General features: G+C 41.1%; 14 protein-coding genes. 9 read left to right on the top strand and 5 right to left on the bottom strand.

The genetic code is table 11. From position 1 onward, the window contains the following. Positions 1–121: 121 nt before the first annotated feature. Positions 122–1,408 (bottom strand): citrate synthase, encoded by a 1,287-nt coding sequence (locus tag E2P86_RS05030; RefSeq protein WP_085473802.1) that lies wholly within the window; start codon positions 1,406–1,408, stop codon positions 122–124. 340 nt (positions 1,409–1,748) lie between these two features. Between E2P86_RS05030 and E2P86_RS05035 the strand changes: the two genes are divergently transcribed. Continuing rightward, a complete protein-coding gene (locus tag E2P86_RS05035; protein ID WP_085473944.1) occupies positions 1,749–2,111 on the top strand; it encodes a BlaI/MecI/CopY family transcriptional regulator in 363 nt (120 codons plus the stop codon). A gap of 5 nt (positions 2,112–2,116) precedes the next feature. Beyond that, complete coding sequence (locus E2P86_RS05040; protein ID WP_134431231.1) at positions 2,117–3,793, top strand: M56 family metallopeptidase; 1,677 nt, start codon at positions 2,117–2,119, stop codon at positions 3,791–3,793. Positions 3,794–3,835: 42 nt separating this feature from the next. Here E2P86_RS05040 and E2P86_RS05045 read toward each other — a convergent pair whose 3' ends face one another. After that, the gene (locus E2P86_RS05045; protein WP_085473804.1) at positions 3,836–4,783 is read right to left on the bottom strand and encodes an MlaD family protein; all 948 of its coding nucleotides are present in this window, start codon (positions 4,781–4,783) and stop codon (positions 3,836–3,838) included. A 64-nt stretch (positions 4,784–4,847) separates the two neighbouring features. Continuing rightward, on the bottom strand, positions 4,848–5,714 hold the full coding sequence (locus E2P86_RS05050; protein ID WP_085473805.1) for an N-acetylmuramoyl-L-alanine amidase family protein: 867 nt from the start codon (positions 5,712–5,714) through the stop codon (positions 4,848–4,850). 195 nt (positions 5,715–5,909) lie between these two features. On the opposite strand from E2P86_RS05050, the gene E2P86_RS05055 reads away from it, so the two are divergent. From E2P86_RS05055 to E2P86_RS05065, 3 genes are all read left to right on the top strand, one after another. Beyond that, positions 5,910–8,531: a putative LPS assembly protein LptD gene (locus E2P86_RS05055; protein ID WP_240775574.1), complete on the top strand. Its 2,622-nt coding sequence runs from the start codon at positions 5,910–5,912 to the stop codon at positions 8,529–8,531. A 14-nt stretch (positions 8,532–8,545) separates the two neighbouring features. Continuing rightward, the gene (locus E2P86_RS05060) at positions 8,546–9,802 is read left to right on the top strand and encodes a competence/damage-inducible protein A (protein ID WP_085473806.1); all 1,257 of its coding nucleotides are present in this window, start codon (positions 8,546–8,548) and stop codon (positions 9,800–9,802) included. Between the two features lie 104 nt (positions 9,803–9,906). After that, positions 9,907–11,295: a dihydrolipoamide acetyltransferase family protein gene (locus E2P86_RS05065; protein ID WP_085473807.1), complete on the top strand. Its 1,389-nt coding sequence runs from the start codon at positions 9,907–9,909 to the stop codon at positions 11,293–11,295. 436 nt (positions 11,296–11,731) lie between these two features. Here the strand turns inward: E2P86_RS05065 and E2P86_RS05070 are convergent, their stop codons facing one another. Beyond that, a complete protein-coding gene (locus E2P86_RS05070) occupies positions 11,732–13,087 on the bottom strand; it encodes an MATE family efflux transporter (protein WP_085473808.1) in 1,356 nt (451 codons plus the stop codon). A gap of 277 nt (positions 13,088–13,364) precedes the next feature. On the opposite strand from E2P86_RS05070, the gene E2P86_RS18320 reads away from it, so the two are divergent. The 3 genes from E2P86_RS18320 to E2P86_RS05085 all read left to right on the top strand — a co-directional run bounded on the left by E2P86_RS18320 (position 13,365) and on the right by E2P86_RS05085 (position 16,686). Then, a complete protein-coding gene (locus E2P86_RS18320; RefSeq protein ID WP_085473809.1) occupies positions 13,365–13,871 on the top strand; it encodes a Sec-independent protein translocase subunit TatA/TatB in 507 nt (168 codons plus the stop codon). A 189-nt stretch (positions 13,872–14,060) separates the two neighbouring features. Further along, positions 14,061–16,277 carry a Tex family protein gene (locus E2P86_RS05080; protein WP_134431234.1) on the top strand — a complete coding sequence of 739 codons (2,217 nt, stop codon included), beginning with the start codon at positions 14,061–14,063 and terminating at the stop codon, positions 16,275–16,277. 124 nt (positions 16,278–16,401) lie between these two features. Further along, positions 16,402–16,686 (top strand): hypothetical protein, encoded by a 285-nt coding sequence (locus E2P86_RS05085; RefSeq protein ID WP_085473811.1) that lies wholly within the window; start codon positions 16,402–16,404, stop codon positions 16,684–16,686. Here the strand turns inward: E2P86_RS05085 and E2P86_RS05090 are convergent. Further along, positions 16,678–21,132 carry a translocation/assembly module TamB domain-containing protein gene (locus tag E2P86_RS05090; RefSeq protein ID WP_449448551.1) on the bottom strand — a complete coding sequence of 1,485 codons (4,455 nt, stop codon included), beginning with the start codon at positions 21,130–21,132 and terminating at the stop codon, positions 16,678–16,680. The genes E2P86_RS05085 and E2P86_RS05090 overlap by 9 nt on opposite strands. On the opposite strand from E2P86_RS05090, the gene tsaD reads away from it, so the two are divergent. Beyond that, entirely contained in the window at positions 21,126–22,127 is a 1,002-nt protein-coding gene (gene tsaD, locus E2P86_RS05095; protein WP_085473813.1) for a tRNA (adenosine(37)-N6)-threonylcarbamoyltransferase complex transferase subunit TsaD, read from the top strand. The two genes, E2P86_RS05090 and tsaD, sit on opposite strands and share 7 nt — an antisense overlap. The last annotated feature ends 72 nt before the right edge of the window (positions 22,128–22,199 follow it).

Consider the following 22,199-nt stretch of genomic DNA (forward strand, 5'->3'; position numbering starts at 1 on the left):
CACAAAAAAAACGTGTCCGATTTCTCAGACACGTTTTACTATTCTTGAATAGTCTTTTATAAGGAGTTTTGGTAAAACCTAATTTTTAACAATTAGTCTTTTACTGTCCAACCCCTAGCAACTATCTTTTGTTAATATCAATGTATTCACGGTTTACTTCTCCGATATAAACCTGGCGCGGACGGCCGATAGGCTCTTTGTTGTCACGCATTTCTTTCCATTGCGCGATCCATCCTGGAAGACGTCCTAGCGCAAAAAGAACGGTGAACATGTCCGATTCAAATCCTAATGCACGGTAAATAATACCAGAATAGAAATCTACGTTCGGGTAAAGCTTACGTTCTACAAAGTAAGGGTCGCTCAGTGCAGCTGCTTCTAGTTTTTTCGCGATCTCCAACACTGGATCATTAATACCTAATTTTTCCAAGATATCATCACATGCTTTTTTGATGATTTTAGCACGCGGATCGAAGTTTTTGTATACACGGTGTCCAAAACCCATCAAACGGAAAGGATCGTTTTTGTCTTTCGCTTTCGCTAAGTATTTTTCAGCATCACCACCATCGTTTTTGATTGCTTCCAACATTTCGATTACCGCTTGGTTAGCGCCCCCATGTAGCGGTCCCCAAAGTGCATTGATGCCCGCTGAAAGGGAAGCATATAAGTTTGCATTCGATGAACCAACCATACGTACCGTTGATGTGGAACAGTTTTGCTCGTGGTCAGCATGAAGAATCAATAGTTTGTGCATAGCACTTACCACTACAGGGTCAAAAATTGTTTCGCCTGTAACCTCACCAAAAATCATTGTTAAGAAGTTTTCGATGTAACCTAAATTGTTTTTAGGGTATACGATCGGGTGACCTAATGATTTTTTCTGTATCCAAGAAACAATCGTAGGCATTTTACCTAGGATGTTAATTATTGTTTTGTTTTCTTCTTCTTGTGACACATTTGGGTTAAGCGATTCAGGGTAGAAAGCAGATAATGCTCCTACTAAACAAGAAAGCTGACCCATAGGGTGGGATTTTGATGGGAAGCCAGCGAAGAAATTTTTCATATCCTCGTGGATCATCATTTGTTTTCTGATATCTGCGCGGAATTTCTCCAATACCTCTTTCGAAGGAAGATCTCCGTAAATCAATAAATAGGCAACTTCTAGGAAGGTTGATTTCTCAGCAAGCTCTTCAATCGAATAACCTCTGTAACGAAGAACGCCTTGCTCACCGTCTAAGAAAGTGATTGCGCTTTTCGTTGCTCCTGTATTTTTGAACCCAGGGTCTAATGTGATGTATCCTGATTGATCCCTAAGTTTCGAGATGTCAACGGCTTTTTCGCTTTCCGTCCCTACGATCACAGGTAGCTCGTAAGACGTACCATCTAAATTTATTGTTGCTTTATCTGACATGCTTATATTTTGACTTATTTGTACAAATGTATAAAAAACCCGATTAAAAAATAATTGTTCAACGTATTAAATAAACATGAAATCGTCATTTTGATGCTGAAAAATAACGACATCATTGCCGAAATGGCAATAATAGGCATTAATTGGGAGAAAAGCTTGATAGTGTAACCACTACACGAAAAAAAGATTTTTTAGATGTTATTATTCAAAAAAGACAGCCTTTTTTTAGGGATAGTTTTTTGTGTGGACTGGGGGAGCTGGTTGTGGTTTATTTTTTTCTTTTCTTTTATTACGATTTTTTCGTAATATTGTATAACGTTAATAATGAAACATGTTACCTATGGAAAAGCTTACGATACAAGAAGAAGAAGCCATGTTGTCTATATGGCAGTTACAAGGTGGTTTTGTAAAAGAAATTCTAGATAATTTAAAAGGAGAGAAGCCTCCTTATACCACCTTAGCTTCGACGATTAAGAATTTGGAGCGCAAAGGATATGTAGAACCGAGGCGTTACGCAAATGCGAATCGTTACGAACCTGTTGTTACAGAAGAGCAGTATAAAGCGAAGTTTATGAACGGTTTTGTGGGGGACTACTTTCGTAACTCTTATAAAGAGATGGTTTCTTTTTTCGTGAAAGAGGAGAAGTTATCTGAAAAGGAGCTGACAGAAATTATGGATATGATTAAAAACAATAAATCTTAAGATTTATGGAGGCAATTCTAACCTATATCATACAGGTTAATATCCTGTTGGTGTTTATATACCTCGGTTACTTTTTGTTGCTTAAAGGACTGACCTTTCATCCATTGAACCGGGTGTATTTTATTTTGGGAGGTATCTTTGCTTTGCTCTACCCCTTTATGAATATACCGGCCCTTTTCAAAACACACATGGAACCTATCGGTGAGGTTGTTGCATACATTCCAGGTATGTTGCAAACCGAAAAAACGATAGAAAAGGGGATGGATATCCAACAAGTTACTTTGGCGTTGTTTGCCTTGGGGGCCATGGTATTGTTCCTAAAATTAGCCGTGCAACTTTTTAGCCTTATGCGAATACATCGTCACTCTATCGAGGCTTCATGGCGTACATATGTATATCGTAATGTGTTATTTCCTATTGCCCCGTTTTCGTTCTTTAATCGCATTTATGTGAATGCGAAACAACATGAGGAAAGCGAGTTGTATGATATTTTTGAACATGAACAGATTCATGTGAAAGGGTTACATACGCTGGATATTATTCTTTTTGAAGCCATTTTGATTCTCTGTTGGTACAATCCGGTCGTATGGCTTTTACGAAAGGCGGTAAGGCAAAATCTTGAATTCTTAACCGACCAGTATGTGTTGAATCAAGGAGTTGATAGGCAGACATATCAATATTCACTACTTCATGTATCAAAGCAAGGAGCGACCGTAGGGGTGGGCAATCAGTTTAATTTTAAACTACTTAAAAAAAGGATTACCATGATGAATAAGAAAAGATCTTCTGCGCTGGAATTAAGTAAATATGCATTCCTTTTGCCTGTTTTGATTTTTGTTGCCGCGGCCTTCACCGTAACGAAAGCGGATGAAAAAATTTCGGAGGTGGTGCTATTGGCCAAACAGACGGAGGTTAAAGATTTGCAACGTGTCCTGCAGCAAAAGGATACTGTAAAAATTATTGCAGTAACCGAAAAGGATACGGTTAAAGGTAAATTTATAGGTCTCGCTGTACAAGACGAAGGAACGGTTGTTAAAAAAGCTACAGAGGCCGGTGTTACGGACACTACGGCCAAGAAAACGCAAAATGTTTTTATTTTTCGTACCAATGGTAATGTCCTAGAAAAAGGAAAGCCTTTAGCCGTAGTAGATGGCAAATTGATGGATCCGATGTTCGAAATTAATGAGATCGATGCGAATACAATTAAGGAGATAAGTATAATTAAAGGGGAAGCGAGCACCAATATTTATGGTCCTGAAGCAAAGAATGGAGTAATCTATATCACCACGAAAGGTGAGGGAAAGAATAACGAGGTTGCACCGACTCAAAGCTATCGCTTCACGAAGGAAGGAGATACGAAATCTGGAACCGCGACCATTCTAGGGACAAGCATGCAAAAACATACGAATGATTCTATCAATAAAAGGAATGCTTCCGACCCGAAAATGAGTATTAGAATTGGGCCGGGAGGAAACGGGCCAAAACCACTCATGGTCATTGATGGAGTAGTGCAGGAAGATTTTGATGCTGCTGCAAAAACGTTAATACCAGAAAATATTGCTTCTGTTACGGTGCTAAAAGATAAGCAGTCAACGATGACTTATGGTGCAAAAGGTGAGAATGGAATTCTTATTGTGACGACCAAAGAAGGGGAAAGAGTTAAAGCTGCCAAGGCGGATTAAAAAAAAAAGAAGGGCTTATCAAATTGATAAGCCCTTCTTTTTTTACTTTGTATCTTTCTTTCCGAAGATACTTAGACGCAGATATTTTCCAGGTCTCTCTTTTAAGTCTTTAATCAGACCATCCAATTCAGAACTTGCGCTGTTCAAATTGTTGTATAGGTTCTCGTCGTGCAATAATAAACCAATAGATCCTTCACCCTTATTAATTTTCGCTGTAATAGCCTGTACATCCTTCATCGCCTGGTTAGCGTTATCTATCGTCGCTTTAATCTCTGTTTTTGAAAGATCGCTTGATAAATGATCCAGGTTCGCCAAAATGCTGTTGATCTTATCGTTGTTGTTTTTAAAGTTGTTGGTAATCGATTCTAAGTTCTGCATAATTTTAGCCAAACGTACCTTTTCACTGCCCATCAAACCTTCCACATCATTGGTTATTTTTTCCATATTGTTTAACGATACAGAAATACTTCGTAAACTACTCTTGAAGTCACGTTGGAATTCTGCGTCCAAAGCAGAGTTTACCGCCGATAAAACAGAGTCTAGTTTGACGACCAGATTTTCTACCTTTTTTTGCAAAGGTTCTACTTTCTCTAAAAGGTTGGCTTGTACATCAGATAGTAAAGGGTCGCCGTCATTAGCGAGTGTTTTACTATTTCCTAATTCAAATACAATAGCTTTGCTTCCTAATAAATCTGCACTAACAATTCGCGCAACAGTATTGGAAGGGATATCGTAATCATTTTTGATTTTGAAGTGGGTGCGGATCTTGCCATTGTTCAACAGTGCTAATTTAGAAACACGGCCAATTTGGTATCCATTTACAACAACAGGTTTGGAAACCGTAAGTCCATCAACATTGTCGTAATCCGTATAATATTCATTCTCGCTGCTGAATACATCATTGCCCTTCAAAAAATTGTAGCCTATAAATAATAATGCTAGGGCCACAATAGTGATTATGCCTACTTTCGTTTCGTTCGATATCTTCAAAATACTTTTTCTATATGTTCTGATTATTTGTTTACTATCTCCAACAAACTAATCTACTAAAAGTTTATCGTTCTGCAGCAGTTTTATATGTTTTTACGGCATTGAGTAGCCCAGTAACAATCTCTTCTTGACCTGCAGATGACATCATGTATTCTTCTTCGTCGGGACTACTGATGAAACCAATCTCGGTTAATACGGCTGGCATACCTGCTGTTTTAAGTACTGCTAAAGAGAGTTCTTGCACACCACGGTTTACACGAGATACACGTACATATTCATCCTGCATATAAGACGCCAAACGGATGCTCTCTCGGCGGAATTGACTCTTTAGCAATTGAAAAACAATCATCGAAGAAGGGTCGCGGGGGTCAAATCCACCATAATTCTCTTTGTAGTTTTCTTCCATAAGGATGGATGCGTTTTCTCGAATCGCAACATCCTGATTCCCCAGCCTATTAAAACCAAGTACGAATGTTTCCGTTCCACGAACGGATGGTTTTCTTACCGTAGTGGTTGTATAACGTCCGTTACGACCTTTGACGCGCTGGTCTGAATCGGCCGAGTTGGCGTGGATTGAAATAAACAAATCCGCGTTGTGTTTGTTGGCTATGGCAGGGCGTTCAAATAGTGGGATAAAAACATCGGTACTGCGTGTGAAAATAACTTTGACATCAGGGAGTTCTTTTTCAATGCGTTTACCTAGTTTCAGAGCAACCTCCAAAACAAGTTCTTTTTCCTTACTCTGACGTCCTACAGCACCGTCATCGCGACCACCGTGGCCAGGGTCTATTACAATGGTACGTACCTTTGAAAGTCCTTTTTGCGGAGCTTGTGGCGGGTCTTGTGGTACAACAGAAGATGTTGAAATCGTAAGGATAAAGATTGATATGAAAAGAGAGCTTGCGCGGTAGATGTAATTTTTTTTAGTCATTTGTATTAAAACCTTATTGTGGCCGTTTAAAATTATAGCAAAAATAGCGATGCAAAAATTATTATTACTTCGAGCTTATCTAATAACTCTTTGTATCTGTTTTTTGACTATTTTTGCCGATAGAAGTTTAAATTCACACAAAAATAACATTCGTAATTCACTTTGAAGGCTTTAACTTGTTTTTTCTGTAGTTTTTTGTTCGTTTTTATTAGCTTAACAGCTTCTTATGGACAAGTTGTAGCCCCAGCTAAACAAGCTGTAAGTACCATTGGTAAGGATACGACCAAGGTTACGACCGATACCTCGAAGAATCATTTGCGCGATACTCAAGGGAGAGATACTGTTATTATGAAAGATCAAGACGGTCTGGAAACGGTGGTTACCATTGTGGCGAATGACTCCTCTTGGAATCAAGTGAGTAAGAATATTCTTCACCTCTATAAAGGTGCAAAAGTGAAATATCAAGATTTTGAGCTCTCTGCAGACTATATTCGCTTGGATCGGAATACCAACGAATTGTTTGCTAGCGGTGTTTTGGATCATAATGGTAAATATATAGGAAGACCGGTTGTTCTGTTTCCGAACGATACACCCAAATCTGTCGACTCTTTACTGTATGACTATAAGAAGAAGGAGGGAAATACCTATGGTATCATGACGGAAGTCGACGGTGGATTTATCCAGGCAAAGATCCTTCGAAAAAACCTGTACGACGAGATGTCGCTCTACCACGGGATGTACAGTACCTGTAATTTGCCATTCCCACATACGCACTTTGGATTACAGATTTCCAAAGGGGTGGTAACCAAAAATCAAATTATTGCCGGACCATCGTACTTAGTGGTTGAAAATATACCGTTAAAATTTATTGCTATTCCTTTCGGATTTTTCCCGAAAACCAATAAGCGATCATCTGGTTTTCTGTTCCCTTCTTTTGGGGAGGATGCCTCGCGTGGTTTTGCACTCCGGGATATCGGGTGGTATTTAGCATTTAACGATTATTGGGATAGCGAATTGCGGGGAAGTTTCTACTCCAAGGGATCTTGGGAAACTAACATCCGAACGAATTATCTTGTGAACTATAAGTATAGTGGTGGTTTCAATATCCGTTATGCGTCGACGAAAGTGGGGATTGAAGGTACACCAAATTATGGGGCTAATAAAGATTTTAATGTTACCTGGAACCATACGCAACGTCAGGAAGCAAATCCGGGGACCTCGTTTTCTGCCTCGGTGAATTTTGGTACAGGATCATACTTTCAAAATACAGGGTTTAACCAGACTAATAGTATCCAAGATGTCGTACGTAACAATATGTCATCGTCCATTGCTTATGGTCGGGTGTTTGCCGATGGGAAGGTCAATTTTACGTCGAGTTTAAGTCACCGTCAGGATATCAGTACCGGACAGGTTGATCTTGAGCTACCATCCTTTAGTTTAAACGTTTCTACCTTTAACCCATTCGATTCAAAGAATCGTGTCGGCGAGCAGAAATGGTATCAGCGTATCACTGTTGGATATAGCTTACAGGGAAGAAACTCGATTTCGGCAGGCGACTCTGTGCTTTTTACCAAAGAAGCATTATCGAAATTTACCAATGGTTTTCAACATAATATTCCCATCAGTTTAAACCTGAATGCTTTTAAGTATTTCCAGTTTAATACATCGGTAAACTATACGGAGCGTTGGTACCTGCAGTCTATTCGTAAAGGATTGACCAACGAGGTTGGTGGTTTTGTGGAGGTGAAAGATACGGTACAGGGGTTCCGTCGTGCTTACGACTATTCTTTATCGACAGGTCTTTCGACCAAGATTTATGGCTCGTACCCGAAGATGGGAAAAATCGAAGCCATTCGCCACATTGTTACGCCTTCTATCAACTTGAACTATCGTCCGGATTTCTCGGATCCACGTTATGGTTTTTATAAGGATTACATCAATAAAGATGGTATATCGCAAAAATACTCTGTCTTTGAAGGGGGAATATATGGCGGACCGTCAGCAGGTAAATCCATGGGGATAGGATTCTCCGTTGATAATAATATTGAAGCGAAAGTCCGAACGAAAAATGATACGACAGGAAAAGGATTTAAAAAGATACCATTAATCCAGGGCTTGACCTTTAGTGGTAACTATAACTTTATGGCAGACTCCCTTAAACTTTCTACCATTAGTTTCTCGGGACGAACGTCGCTCTTCAACCAAAAGATCAATTTGAATTTCAATGGTACGTTTGATCCATATGTCGTGAATAGCGAAGGGGTGCGTATCGATAAATTTGCGATCAAAGAAGGTAGCTTGGCACGATTGACCAACTTTGGACTTTCATTTGACTACAGTTTAAATCCGAATGCCAATAAGAGCCGAAATAATAATATTGATTCTTTGCGCAACCAAATGCCAAATATGACGCAAGAGCAAGCACAGGCTTTAGCGCGTATCAGTACCGATCCGAATGCGTTTGTGGATTTTAATATTCCGTGGAATTTGAATGGTTCCTTTAGTATGAACTATAGCAAACGTTGGGATAGTAATGTAAAGCAGATGAAGAATGATATCACAGCCACGGTGAATATCAACGGAGATGTTAACCTTACACCGAAATGGAAGGTGCAATTTAATTCGGGATACGATTTAAAACAACAAGCTTTATCGCTGACGCGTTTCAGTATTTATAGGGATCTACACTGCTGGGATATGTCGGTTGGATGGGTGCCTTTTGGACAATATAAAAGTTATAATATTACGATTCGAGCCAAGTCATCAATCCTGCAGGATTTGAAACTTACTAAGCGCGAGAGTCATTATGTATACTAATCATTTTCAGCTTTATGAAAGCAGAAATTATAACCATTGGCGACGAGCTCTTAAATGGTCAAGTCGTAGATACAAATTCAGCCTGGATGGCACAGCATCTTGCTCCGCTGAATATTCGTGTTGTACAAATAACTTCTATTTCGGATAAGAAAGAGGCGATTGAGGAGGCTTTGGAGGCAGCTAGTCAACGGGCGCAGATTGTTTTGGTAACAGGCGGATTGGGACCTACGAATGATGATGTGACCAAAGAAACAATCGCTACTTATTTTGATTCACCCATCATTCGGGATGAAGAGGTATTACGTCATGTGGAGCGACTTTTTGCAAAGTTTGGCTTTGCAGATATGCCACCCATTAATCAAAAACAAGCGGATGTCTTGGCCGATGCAGATGTTCTTTTTAATGATGTGGGGACTGCACCGGGGATGTGGATTGAGCGGGATGGCTGTGTTTTCGTTTTTATGCCTGGCGTTCCCTTCGAAATGAAATATCTGATGCGAGAGCGGGTCCTTCCACGATTCGCGGCTTTTTCGGCACGTGAGATAACCCATAACGCTTATATTTTAACCGTTGGGATTGGTGAATCTCACTTAGCACGACAGATTGCAGATATTGAAGATAACCTTCCTGATTATATCCGATTGGCCTATTTACCTAAAATTGGCCTGGTGCGCTTGCGGCTGACCGCTAGTGGGACGGATGGTGCACTGTTGGAAAGAGAAACGGCGACCTTCGTAGATCAGATCACCGCACGTTTGGAAGGCCATATCGTAGGCCATGATGCACGCGACTTTGAGGAAATAATCGTAGAAAAGTTTACCGAAGCAGGGGTTACCTTAGCGACAGCCGAGAGTTGTACGGGGGGGGCTGTTTCTGCTTCCATTACGGCCATTCCAGGTGCAAGCCAAATGTTCAATGGGGCTGCAGTGACGTATGCAAATAGCGCTAAGCGAAATGTATTAGCGGTAGCTGAAGAAACGTTGATGCAGTTTGGTGCGGTGAGTGAACAAACAGTAATGGAGATGGCGCAAGGTGCAAAACGAGTTTTTCAGACTGATTATGCAATTGCTACGAGTGGCGTTGCAGGTCCAAGCGGAGGAACGGCAGAAAAACCAGTTGGTATGGTATGTGTCGCTGTTATAGGTCGTTATGGTCGGGAAGTCACAACTTTTCAATTTACCAACGATAGAAAGATTAATATTGAGCGAACAGTTGCGATGTCCTTAAATATGCTATGGAACCTCTTTAGCAAAGAGGTAAAAATGACCTAGAATAATATTTTGATTTATCTTTTTATTTAAATATTATATTCTGTTTATGGGTATTGGTCGGATTAATTTTTAACTTAGTAATTCATTCAACGAACTTAAGAAATATGGGTATATACAAACTGCTACTTCCGAAGATGGGAGAGAGTGTTTCTGAAGCAACGATCACACGCTGGTTGAAAGAGGTGGGAGATGTGATTGAAGAGGATGAGTCTGTCATTGAAGTAGCGACAGATAAGGTGGATTCTGATGTGCCGTCGCCTGTAGGTGGAAGGCTTGTCAAGAAAATTTTTGCAGAAAATGAAGTCGCTCAGGTTGGCGATATTATTGCACACATCGAAGTAGACGGGATGGACTCTTCTGAGGAAACCGCTGCGAACGTACCTGCTGTTGCAAAAGAAGAAGTTCCTGTGGCGCAGTCTACATTTGTCGAAGAGGGGGCTGATGAAACTGTAACGGAAGAGTTGGTTATTCCTGGCACGGAGTTGCTTAAGGAAGATGTTTCGACACCGACAACCATACATTCTACAAATCGTTTCTATTCACCTTTGGTGAAAAATATTGCGCAAGAGGAGGGATTGAGTCAAGCGGAACTAGACGGTGTATCGGGCACTGGTGCTGACGGACGTGTAACGAAGCAGGATATTCTAAACTATATTCAGCAACGCGCTCAAAGTCAAGGGATAGTGAAAGCGGATAAGCCTGTAGTACAGTCTCCTGTTGACAACAGTGTAGCGCAAAGAATAGCACAGCCCGCAGCGGAAACGGTGAAACCTGTAGTGAGCGGTGGTGATGAGATTATAGAGATGGATCGCATGCGTCGCCTGATTGCTGACCATATGGTGCAAAGTGTGAAGACTTCACCCCATGTCGCATCATTTGTAGAGGCCGATGTAACGAATATTGTGAATTGGCGTAATAAAGTAAAGGATAGTTACAAGAAGCGAGAAGGCGAGAATATTACTTTTACACCGATTTTTATTGAGGCAGTTAGTAAAGCATTGAAAGACTTCCCTATGGTCAATGTTTCGGTGGATGGTCATCATATCATTAAACGGAAGAATATCAATATTGGTATGGCAGCAGCTTTGCCGACGGGTAACCTTATCGTTCCCGTAATTAAAAATGCGGATCAACTGAGCCTGGTCGGACTTAGTAAGTCTGTTAATGACTTAGCAACGCGTGCACGTGCGAATCAATTAAAGCCGGATGATATCCAGGGAGCTACGTTTACGTTTACCAATATCGGTGCTTTTGGTAATATTATGGGGGTACCGATTATTAACCAGCCGCAGGCGGCAATCATAGCCGTGGGAACCATTAAGAAACGTCCTGCTGTACTTGAAACGGAGCATGGTGATGTGATTGCAATTCGCCACATGATGTATATTTCCATGTCGTATGACCACCGTGTTATCGATGGCGCACTCGGAGGAACGTTTTTAAAACGGGTTGCCGATTACCTGGAAGACTGGGATATAAATCGAGATATATAAAAAACAAACAGGGCATTTTCTAGAAAATGCCCTGTTTGTTTTTCAATGCTATTGTGAGCCTATCTGCGGTTGTCTCAGGTTCGCAACAAAAAAATATTCTTCAAACTACTTTCCAACTAATATCCTACAAACTTACGATGACGATAAGGTGGGAATTGCGCAATTAGGAAGAGGTCGGTAACTACTATTCAGCTTCTAGCTTCCCTTAAGCTACAAAAGTCGCCTGATGAATTATTGCGACCTGTAGAGACTTGCCTTTGCACAGGCCTGCCCTGCAAAAATTCCTAGCGACAAGATTTTGATTACTTTTGTCTTCAAAAGTAAGATGCCCGGCCGGCATAGAGGCCATATGAAAAACACTATTGGCTTTATGCTAGCGCGAGCATATCTACGGCAGGCAAGCTTTTAGCTCATGTCCTCCCACTTCACACTTAACCTACTTAGTCAACCTGCCAATCATTGTTTTATAACGGAAGAATAATAAAATGGATGAGGTCAACAAACCCAGTGTTAGGCCATACCATACTCCCTGAACCCCCATATTCCATGTGATTCCCATCACATAGGCGGTCGGTATACCAATAACCCAGTAAGCAACGAATGTGATTAGTGTGGGTACATTTACATCGCCCATACCTCGCAATACACCTAATCCAACCACCTGTGTTCCATCAAATAATTGGAATAACCCCGCGATTAATAAAAGTTGAGCCGATATCGCAATAACCGCCTTGTCATCACTGATAAGCATCGGTAGGTACTGATTGAATACGGCAAAAATCAAAGCACAAAAGATCATGAAAATAAGAACGAGATGATACGATACTGTTGCAAACTTCTGTACACGTAACATATTTTCTCGACCATAGCTGTGTCCAGTTTTAATCGTTGCTGCCGAGGCAATTCCACTAGCCATCATATAGGTCATCGCTGCTAAAGTGATGGCAACTTGGTGACTCGCTTGCTCGACGGCCCCAATTTTTCCAGCAATCAACGATGCTGCAGCAAATGCTCCAACCTCAAAAACATACTGCATGGCTACTGGAGCACCGATTTTAAAGATACCTTTCACCGTTTCCCACTCTATATGGAATATTTTGAAGTATGCTGTATAGCCTTTAAAACGATGCGACTTTAAGACATAGGCTGACATAGCAATCATCATTAACACGCGATCTATTAATGTTGCATATCCAACACCAACGATCCCCATTGGCTCTATCCCAAAGAAACCCTTCACAAAAATAATAGCAAGGATAATATTCAAGACATTTCCCCAGATTGTGATGTTCATCGCTTGTTTGGTGAATCCTAACCCCTCGGCAAATTGCTTGAAAGTATTAAAAACCATTAAAGGAACGATCGACAACATGAGGATGAAGAGATACGGCTTGGCTGTCTCTACGACCCGAGGGTCTTGGTCTAGATGGTCTACGGCATACATAGAACCGAAATCAACGACAAAAAATAAAACAATAGCCGTGATAATATTTAACCACAAACTATTGGAAAGTAAACGCCCGCACTTCTCTTTATCTCCTTTACCATTCGCCCGTGCAATCAACGGGGTAAGACCATAGGCAACTCCAATACCGATGACCATCACCACAATAAAAACCGAGTGTACTAGAGAAACTGCTGCCAATGGGATGGTTCCTGCAAATTTCCCGACAATGACTGTGTCAGCCGTCTGGACCAAGGTTTGCCCAAGTTGCGAAATAATGACAGGCCCAGCCAATGCAAAAGCACTCCAATAGAAATGCTTGTTTTGTTTGTAGTATGTATTCTGCATAATGAATCCGCAAAAGTACGTATTTAGTTTTAACGGAATCTCCACGAAGCGTGTCTCGAGGACGAATTGCCAATTCTTTTACTTTTGGATGTTTTATTGAAATATCCATAGATAACTAAAATATAAATACGAAATATTATAGCGGTATTCGGTATAATCGTTTAAAAGCGAATCGAAGCACATAGGAAATGTTACTAAATATTTACAACTAAACGTTGATGAATAATAAATTTACACTTACCTTAGTCGCATAATTTTTGATAAAAAGAGAAGAAAAATGACTTTAGGATTCTTAAATATTGGTACGCAGGAAATGATTTTTATTGTAATCATTATCTTGTTATTGTTTGGAGGAAAGAAGCTTCCTGAATTGGCTAGGGGTTTAGGTAAAGGTATTCGGGAGTTTAAAGATGCTTCAGAGGGTATTAAAAGAGAAATATCTGATCAGATTAATAATTTCGAAAAGGATTTGGATGTAACGGTTGAAGATAAACCGGCTTCACAGCAAAATAAATCAGCTACAATTGCGCAAGAAATCAATGAGCAAAAAGAGGGGGAGGCAACAGAAGGAACAGCTGATGAGGGAACAGAAGAGAAAAAGGCTTTCCCTCAATTTAGTACACCAGATCATGCTGTGCAGCATAACCCAGGTCAGCAACCTGGTGATGAACATTACACCTATGGTTACCAAGATCACTTCGCTTCAGACAAAATAGAAGACGAAAATAAAGAAACGGAAACAGCGAAAGCTTCTTCCGAAGGTGATCAAACAAAAAACGTATAAAATTATTTTTTTTAATATAGCGAAGAGAGGCTGAATTATAAGTCTTAATACTCGTCATTGCGAACCCGAGGGATTGGGGTGTAGGAATCTTTAGAGGCGATAAACCGAAGGAGATGGCTATATCGAACCTTGCCGCAGTGACGAGTTTTTAAGTTTTTTGAAGGCAACTCTTTTTTTACTTTAAATCGTATGGGATACGAAATTATTATTTCGAATGAGTTAGGGATAACAGGAAAACAAGTGCTCACCACACTTGGATTGTTAGATGAAGGTGCTACTGTTCCTTTTATCTCGCGGTATCGTAAAGAGATGACAGGTAGTTTAGATGAAGTGCAGATTACGGCGATTCGAGATCGCCTACAGCAGCTGCGAGATCTAGATAAACGTAAAGAGGCGGTTCTGAAATCAATTGGTGAACAAGGAAAATTAACACCAGCGTTAGAAGCTCAAGTTTTAGGTGCTGAAACCATGGCGCTTTTAGAGGATATTTACTTGCCATACAAACCAAAGCGCAAAACTCGCGCTTCCATGGCCAGAGAGAAAGGGTTACAACCACTAGCTGATCTATTGTTAGAGCAGGAACGTATCGATGTTTCTCAACAGGCAGAAGGTTTTATCAGTGAAGAAAAAGGCGTATCTACCATCGAGGAGGCGCTTGCTGGTGCTCGGGACATCATTGCAGAACAAATTGCAGAAGATGCCGAGGTACGTACGCGTGCCCGTAAGATCTTTTTAGATCAAGGTCAGTTTGTTTCACGGGTTGTGGCAGGTAAAGAAGACCAAGCTATTAAATATAAAGACTACTATGAATGGTCTGAGGTGTTGAAAGATGCTCCCTCACACCGGGTGCTCGCGATGCGTCGCGGAGAGAAGGAGGAGATGTTGTATTTGGATATCCAAGTGGATGAACAAGCGGTAGTTCCAGTCATCGAAAAATTACACCTTAAAGGTAACAACGAAGCAGCCAATCAAGTACAATTGGCGATTCAAGATAGCTATAAGCGTTTACTTAAGCCTTCGATGGAGACTGAAGTTCGTGTGGTAACCAGACAAAAAGCGGATGAAGAAGCTATTCGTGTGTTTGCGGACAATGTACGTCAGTTGCTGCTTGCGGCGCCTTTAGGGCAGAAGCGTTTGTTAGCAATTGACCCGGGTTTCCGTACGGGGTGTAAGACGGTGGTATTGGATGCACAAGGTACGTTATTGGAGAATACCGCAATCTTTCCGCATAATGGTGCTGGTGGTCTTGCAGAAGCGGCCAAGACCATTGAACACTTGGTAAAGAAATATGATGTAGAAGCTATTGCGGTTGGAAATGGTACCGCAGGACGGGAAACGGAAGAATTTGTACGTAAACTTGGATTGCAAGGGGTAACATTAGTAATGGTGAACGAATCGGGAGCTTCCATTTACTCGGCATCGGATGTTGCGCGTGAAGAGTTTCCTGATTATGATGTTACCGTTCGGGGCGCTGTTTCTATTGGGCGTCGATTGATGGATCCGTTAGCGGAGTTAGTGAAAATCGATCCTAAATCTATTGGGGTAGGTCAGTACCAGCATGATGTGGACCAACAGAAGTTACAAACAGCGCTTGATGATACGGTTATTTCTTGTGTAAATGCGGTGGGTGTGGAATTGAATACTGCCTCAAAGCAGATTTTGGCGTATGTATCAGGGCTCGGTCCTTCTTTGGCGCAACAGATCGTAAATTACAGAGGAGCTAATGGGCCTTTTAAATCACGTAAGGAATTGAAAAAGGTACCGCGTTTAGGAGATAAGGCATTTGAACAGGCTGCTGGGTTTTTACGGATCCGCAATGCCGAGCACCCGCTGGATGGTTCAGCCGTTCACCCGGAAAGATATTCGCTGGTAGAGCAAATGGCGAAGGATTTAAATGCGAAAGTAACGGATTTGTTAACGGATGATACCTTGCGTAAACAGATTGACCTGAAGAAATATGTAACAGAAGAAGTGGGGCTTCCGACGTTAAATGATATTCTTGCAGAGCTTTCGAAACCAGGGCGTGACCCACGTGAGCAGTTTGAGGAATTCTCTTTTACGGACGGCGTGAATAAGATTTCGGACTTAAGAATAGGTATGCGTCTTCCAGGGATTGTTACGAATATCACGAACTTTGGTGCTTTTGTTGATATTGGCGTACACCAAGATGGTTTAGTGCATTTAAGCCAATTAGCGAACCGTTTTGTGGCAGATCCGAATGAAGTGGTTAAAGTGCAGCAAAAAGTAATGGTGACGGTTACAGAGATTGATGAGCGTAGAAATAGAATTGGTTTGACGATGAAGACTGAAGCACCAAGACCAGTAGCGAAAGGTAAAGCGAAACCGCGTCAAGAGGAGTCTGATATGGCTTCTAAACTTGCTGCATTAGCAAGCAAGTTTAAGTAGGACGGATGGAGGATCATGTCGAATACAAGAATTTGTTTTTACTGACTGTTCCAAAATAAAGGATATAAAAGGTAAAAGGGCGAAAAATTTTTCGCCCTTTTACCTTTTATATCTATATTCAACCATGACAATAACCGAATTTACCGACACATTAAAAAACGCCACACCGCCGGAGGGGCTATCCGTTCAGTTACGGGCACTTTGGTACGATGGTAAGGGAGATTGGCAACAAGCACACGATTTAGTTGATCAGCTCAGTGACCCACAGTCGGCACATGTGCACGCCTATTTACACCGGGTAGAGGGCGATCAATGGAATGCAGGTTATTGGTACGATCGGGCTAAACAGCCCGTCTTTAAAGGATCGTTAAAAGACGAGTGGACAGCGTTGGTCAAACAACTACTTTAAGGGACCTTGCGTCGCTGTTGAATCAACGGGGAGAATATCCTTCTTATCCCGCTTGTCATTCCAGATCCACATCTTCCGCCAGAACTCCGATAAACTATTAAACTCCTGTCTGTATACCACACCGGCAGCACTGATATAATCACTATACGGTGTAAAAAGGAAATTACGTGTATTTAATCGGTTGTAAGCACGTAGGATCAGACTTCCATCTTTCCGTAACTTAAACGTCACCTCCGCGTCAGTTGCTACTTGATCGGAGAACGGCGTCAAGTCCGTCATCAAGGTGTTTTTACTGCGATCACTTACGCCTCCTGTAAGTGTCAAACGATCATCGAAGAAGCGTAGGGACGCTGAAGCATCATTGAAGGATCGGATATTCAGATCGAAGAAGTTCATATTGAGCGACTGCGAAATAATACTGTTCAACTGATTGAAAGCAATCTCCGTTCCGGCCGAAATTAAGGTGTTATTCACTTCCTTACCAAACTCCTGCGTCGAAGCAGGTGTGAAGCTTCGCCTGACAATCAAACTGATCGCTTGCTGGTTGATGTTATTCCCATCTAAGAAGTAACTCTGTAACTCATCCTTGATATACGGATCCTGAGGAAAGGTTAAACCAAACGATATTTCCGGCTGAGAAAGTGTTCCCTTCAACATCATATCCGCTTGTGCCAATACACGATCGTTATTTTCAGTACGCCCTGCAGCATTGTATAGCGGACCTACCGAGGTACGTTGCTGGTAGCTTGCCGCAAGGTTGACCACCGCTTCGGAAGGATTTCCAGCCCAACGTATAGTCCCGCCTTCTTTCAAGTCAAAATACTTGTTGAAAAAATCTTGCGCAGTAAAGTGAAACTTACCCGATAGAATGTGATAATCTCCAAACATCTCAAAATCCCCCAGATTAGAAATTCGTAACGATAGATTACCTCGGCCTGATCCTTTGAGGGAACCAACATTGTTTTCCAAGTTTATTTCCGCATCCGGTGTAATGTTCAAATCCATATTCATGGTTAACCCTTTGAAAAGCTTCCGTTGCGCAGCCTCTTTATTTTTCGTGGAGTCTGTACTGGTGAAATAGATAAAGTCATTTTCACTCACTTTCAAGGAGCTGTTAAAAGGAATTGTGATGGCGGTATTAGGGTTTGAAGTTGCATCGATCGCTATATTGATAGCTGAAGTAGGTCCCTTAAATCCAAACTTACCACTGGCAAAAGCTGTCCCAAAGAAAAGCTCATTATCTTTTCTTGTGGTGTTCAGTATTTGTAGATTACTTGCTACAACATTAATATTTAGTGTCGGGTCAGCCAAGGTGTTTAAGTCTACTGTTCCACTGCCTATGGCTGCCATGCCTTTTGAATCTGTAAAACGAAGGTTATTTAAGTGGATAATATTATTATCGATAAAGGCATTTTGATTGGCCATATTATACTTCGTTTGTAGGTAATTTACCATAAACGAAGCATCAATTATCTGTGCAGAACCACTGATGACAGGATGATTCAATGTTCCTGTGATAGCAATATCGCCGCTCACTTTACCATAAAGGTTAGATACGAGCGTTTTTAGAAAGGGTTGCACAACGAGTAAATCTGTTTCTTTTATTTTACCTCGGAGCTGTAGCGCATCGGTCTTGGATCGTACGTCGTAATAACCGGATAGTTCCACACCTCGACCATCAATATTCTGTAAGGTAGAAATTAGCTTTACCAATCCCGTTTGCGGCTCATAGTCTGCATGGATAGCGAGAATACCGAGAGGTAGATTGTTATAGGTAATCGGTGTTGTTGTAATATGTGTGGAAAAATTAGGTCGCTTAAAGACGGAATTTAATTTAACATCACCATTTAAATGGCCTTGTAAATTTATTCCCATTGGGCTTGTAATCCCCGAAAAAGAAGCAAGATTAAATTCCTTGAAAGCAAGGATGAGGTTGTCCGTCTCATCGTCCGACAATACCCCATTGATTAATACTTCTTGCCGGTCACGTTTGAACAGTAAGTTGTTTAGGTAAAATTTACCCTTCGATACACGTAGATCAGCCTCTTTACTAATATCCCAATGCTCGTTATTCAATACGATCTTAGATTGATCAAAACGAATATAGGCCGGTTTGTTATAGGCAAAATGGATATTACCGTTTAGCAGTAAATGATTAGGACGACTCTCTTCGGATAGTAGAATATTAAAGTGAAGGCTATCGTTCGCTAGTGTATTTTTGATTCTTATATTATCGACATAAACAGAATCAGAAAAACTTATCCTGTCGGCATCTAAATTTAGATCAAATGTTTTATTATCTGCGTCCTCATCAAGTTTTAGATTGGTAACAGTTATTCCTTTGTAGGTCAGGATCGGACTAAAAGCCTCGAACCGTGCGAGATAGTTTTGTGAAGAGAAGCTCGCATAAAGCGTTGCTCCGTTATCGAGCTTTAGGTCGGGGTCAAATAATGCGGAGATGGGGTCAAACGACTTTATTTTTACATTGAGGTCAAAGTTCTGCGGGTTATAGGGTTTGGTGTCAATATTAATCGCTGGTGCATAGCGCATAGCTAGCGAGGTGAAGTAAGCACCAATCGAGTTTAAGTCTATTTGTCCGGCCATCACCATATTAAGTACATCCGAATCAATACGAAGAAGTTTGGATTGCTCGTTCCCGGAGGACTCGAACTGGAACTTTCCGATGGTGAAATCTCCTCTAGTGGAACTCAGGGAAATTTGGTCAGCCTTTACAAAGCCTGTCAGGTTGTTCAAGGTATTTCCTTGCAGTTCTGCATTGACATCGGTTTGACGAATAGTGATGCTATCTTTTGACAGCAGATGGGTTTGCTTTAGCGATAGGTGGTCGATGGTCGAAGAGAAGTTGTACAAGGTTTCTGTTGTTGACCAATCTACTGTACCATCGAAAGCTAATTGGGCATGTGTGTCTTCCACGTGACCAACTGCCGTTAGTTTGTTGGCTAAGAGTGCACCCTCAAAATCGATCTGTGTATAAGGGTAGTTTTTGAAAAAGAAAGAATTGGCGCGTCCCGAAAGCTCGAGTTGCACGTCTTTTGAATCCGTAATTCGACCGTCAAATTTGACATCCAGACCGCTACTGCCTATTTCTGTTGTTTTAATAAATTTACCCAGCTCAAAGGACGGACTTTGTGCATTGCCGGCGAACTGTAACGTAGGTTTTATGCGGATATCACTCACCGTTCTAATGTGTCCAAGTTCTGTTTGTGCAAGTCCATCTGCATGAAAGTTGTGGTAATAGCCAGATAGTTTACCACTATACTGTACCTGACCAAAGGCATCTAAGTGCTCAGGTAGCATAAAATGAGGTAGATTCCCTAATTGAGGGACAAGTGTTTCCACATCCTTGCTGTTTGTGCTTAGATTCGCCACATCGAGATTGAATATTGTCTTCTCGATATAGGGCAATCCATCGATTGTAAAGTTTGCCTGTAAACTTGTTGCTTTTCCTGTTTTTAGGTGTACGTTTTTTGCACGGATATGTTCCACAGTACCATCTAATGTGGCTTCTTGTATTTGGGTCGCAAACTGCACAAACTTCATGTCTGGGGCAAAAAACTCGATATCACGTGAGTCTACCGTGCTATTTTTTAATCGACCCTCGACTCGTACTTTTTCTATAAAATCTTCAAAATCCGAGAATTGATTGTAGTAGAGCCCTACATGATGCGATAGTTGTGATCTGTTGGTCTGCAAGAGAAGGTTCGTAAACAACATATGTTTATTAGAAACCACAGATTGAGCGGTGAGGTTTTTGAGGTGAAGACCAGATTTTTCCTTAAAGGTTAATTGATGTACCTGTGCACGGATCTCTTTTTTTGTTATGTTGATATCTTCAAATGCGCCATTGATATCGGTAAGTTCTAAGTCACTGAAGTCGACACCACGATTATGATGTTTGTATTGGTGATTGGTCAGCTTAAAATAACTATGTTGCAGTTTAAGTTTGTGGAGGTCCAATTGAAGACCCGCAGGTTTCTCGCCTTTGTCTTTCTTAGGTGGATTGAAGTAATCAACGAGAAAGCTGAAATTAGTACTGTCTTTATAAATCTCATAGTTTACAAATCCATCGTCCAGGTGTAATGCGATAACGGAGATTTTGTTATCAAAAAATTTCACGAAGGATAGATTGGCGCGTATCGATTTAACGGCAATCATCTTCTTGCCTTGTCGGTCATCTACGCTAATATTTTTGAGCTCGAGGGTATTGAAGGGACTGAAGTAAACACCATCGACTGTAACTGTGGTTTTTAATTCTTTACTGAGGTATTTAGCTACTTTCTTGGAGGCGTATTGTTGTACTGCTGAAAAATGTAACGACACGGTTAAGGCGACTAGTAGTACTAGGATACCTAAAAGGGACAGCAGCGTTATATTTAGTATTTTTTTGATATTTTTGTATTCTATTAAACTCTCTAAAAATGGCAGTTATACTGGGGATTGAATCATCCTGCGATGAAACTTCCGCTTCTATATGTATAGACGGTGAAATTAAGTCAAATATTATTGCGGGTCAAGCAATTCACGCAAATTATGGTGGGGTTGTTCCGGAGCTTGCCTCGCGTGCACACCAACAAAATATAATACCAACCGTCGATCAAGCGATACAACAGGCAAAAATAAACAAAAATGATATAGATGCAGTAGCTTTTACGCGTGGACCAGGACTTTTAGGTTCGCTTTTGGTAGGGACGTCCTTTGCGAAGTCTTTCGCCCTTGCGCAAAATATTCCCTTGATTGAGGTGAATCATATGCAAGCGCATATATTAGCGCATTTTATCGAGGACCCTAAACCGGCTTTTCCGTTTCTATGTTTGACGGTGTCAGGGGGACATACGCAGATTGTATTGGTCAAAGATTATTTTGATATGGAACTGCTTGGTCAAACACTGGATGATGCTGCCGGAGAGGCGTTTGATAAGACGGCGAAAATATTGAATCTACCGTATCCCGGTGGGCCGCTTATCGATAAGTATGCGAAAGAGGGCAATCCATTGGCTTTTGCATTGCCGGAACCGCAGATTGCGGATCTCAATTTTAGTTTCTCTGGGTTGAAGACAGCCATTCTTTATATGGTACAGGCGCAAGAAAAGGAAAATCCTAATTTTCTGGCCGAAAATATGGCAGATGTATGTGCCTCTGTACAGCAACGTATTGTGACGATTTTGCTCAATAAACTAAAGAAAGCGGCGAAACAAACTGGAGTCAAAGATATTGCGATTGCAGGAGGTGTTTCTGCTAATTCTGGACTCCGCAGCGGTTTGGTAGCTATGGGCGAAAAGTATAAATGGAATGTCTTTATCCCGAAGTTTGAGTATTGTACGGATAATGCTGCTATGATTGCAATAGCGGGGTATCAGAAATTTTTGAAATCGGATTTTGTCGGTCAAGATATATCTCCATTGGCGCGGATGCATGTGTAATGCTGGATGTTGCAGGTATAAAAAGATAAGGACATCGGTGGAAACATCGATGTTTTTTTTGTTTATGGAATT

The sequence above is a fragment of the Sphingobacterium psychroaquaticum genome (assembly GCF_004421025.1).
GTDB classification, from domain to species: Bacteria; Bacteroidota; Bacteroidia; order Sphingobacteriales; family Sphingobacteriaceae; genus Sphingobacterium; species Sphingobacterium psychroaquaticum.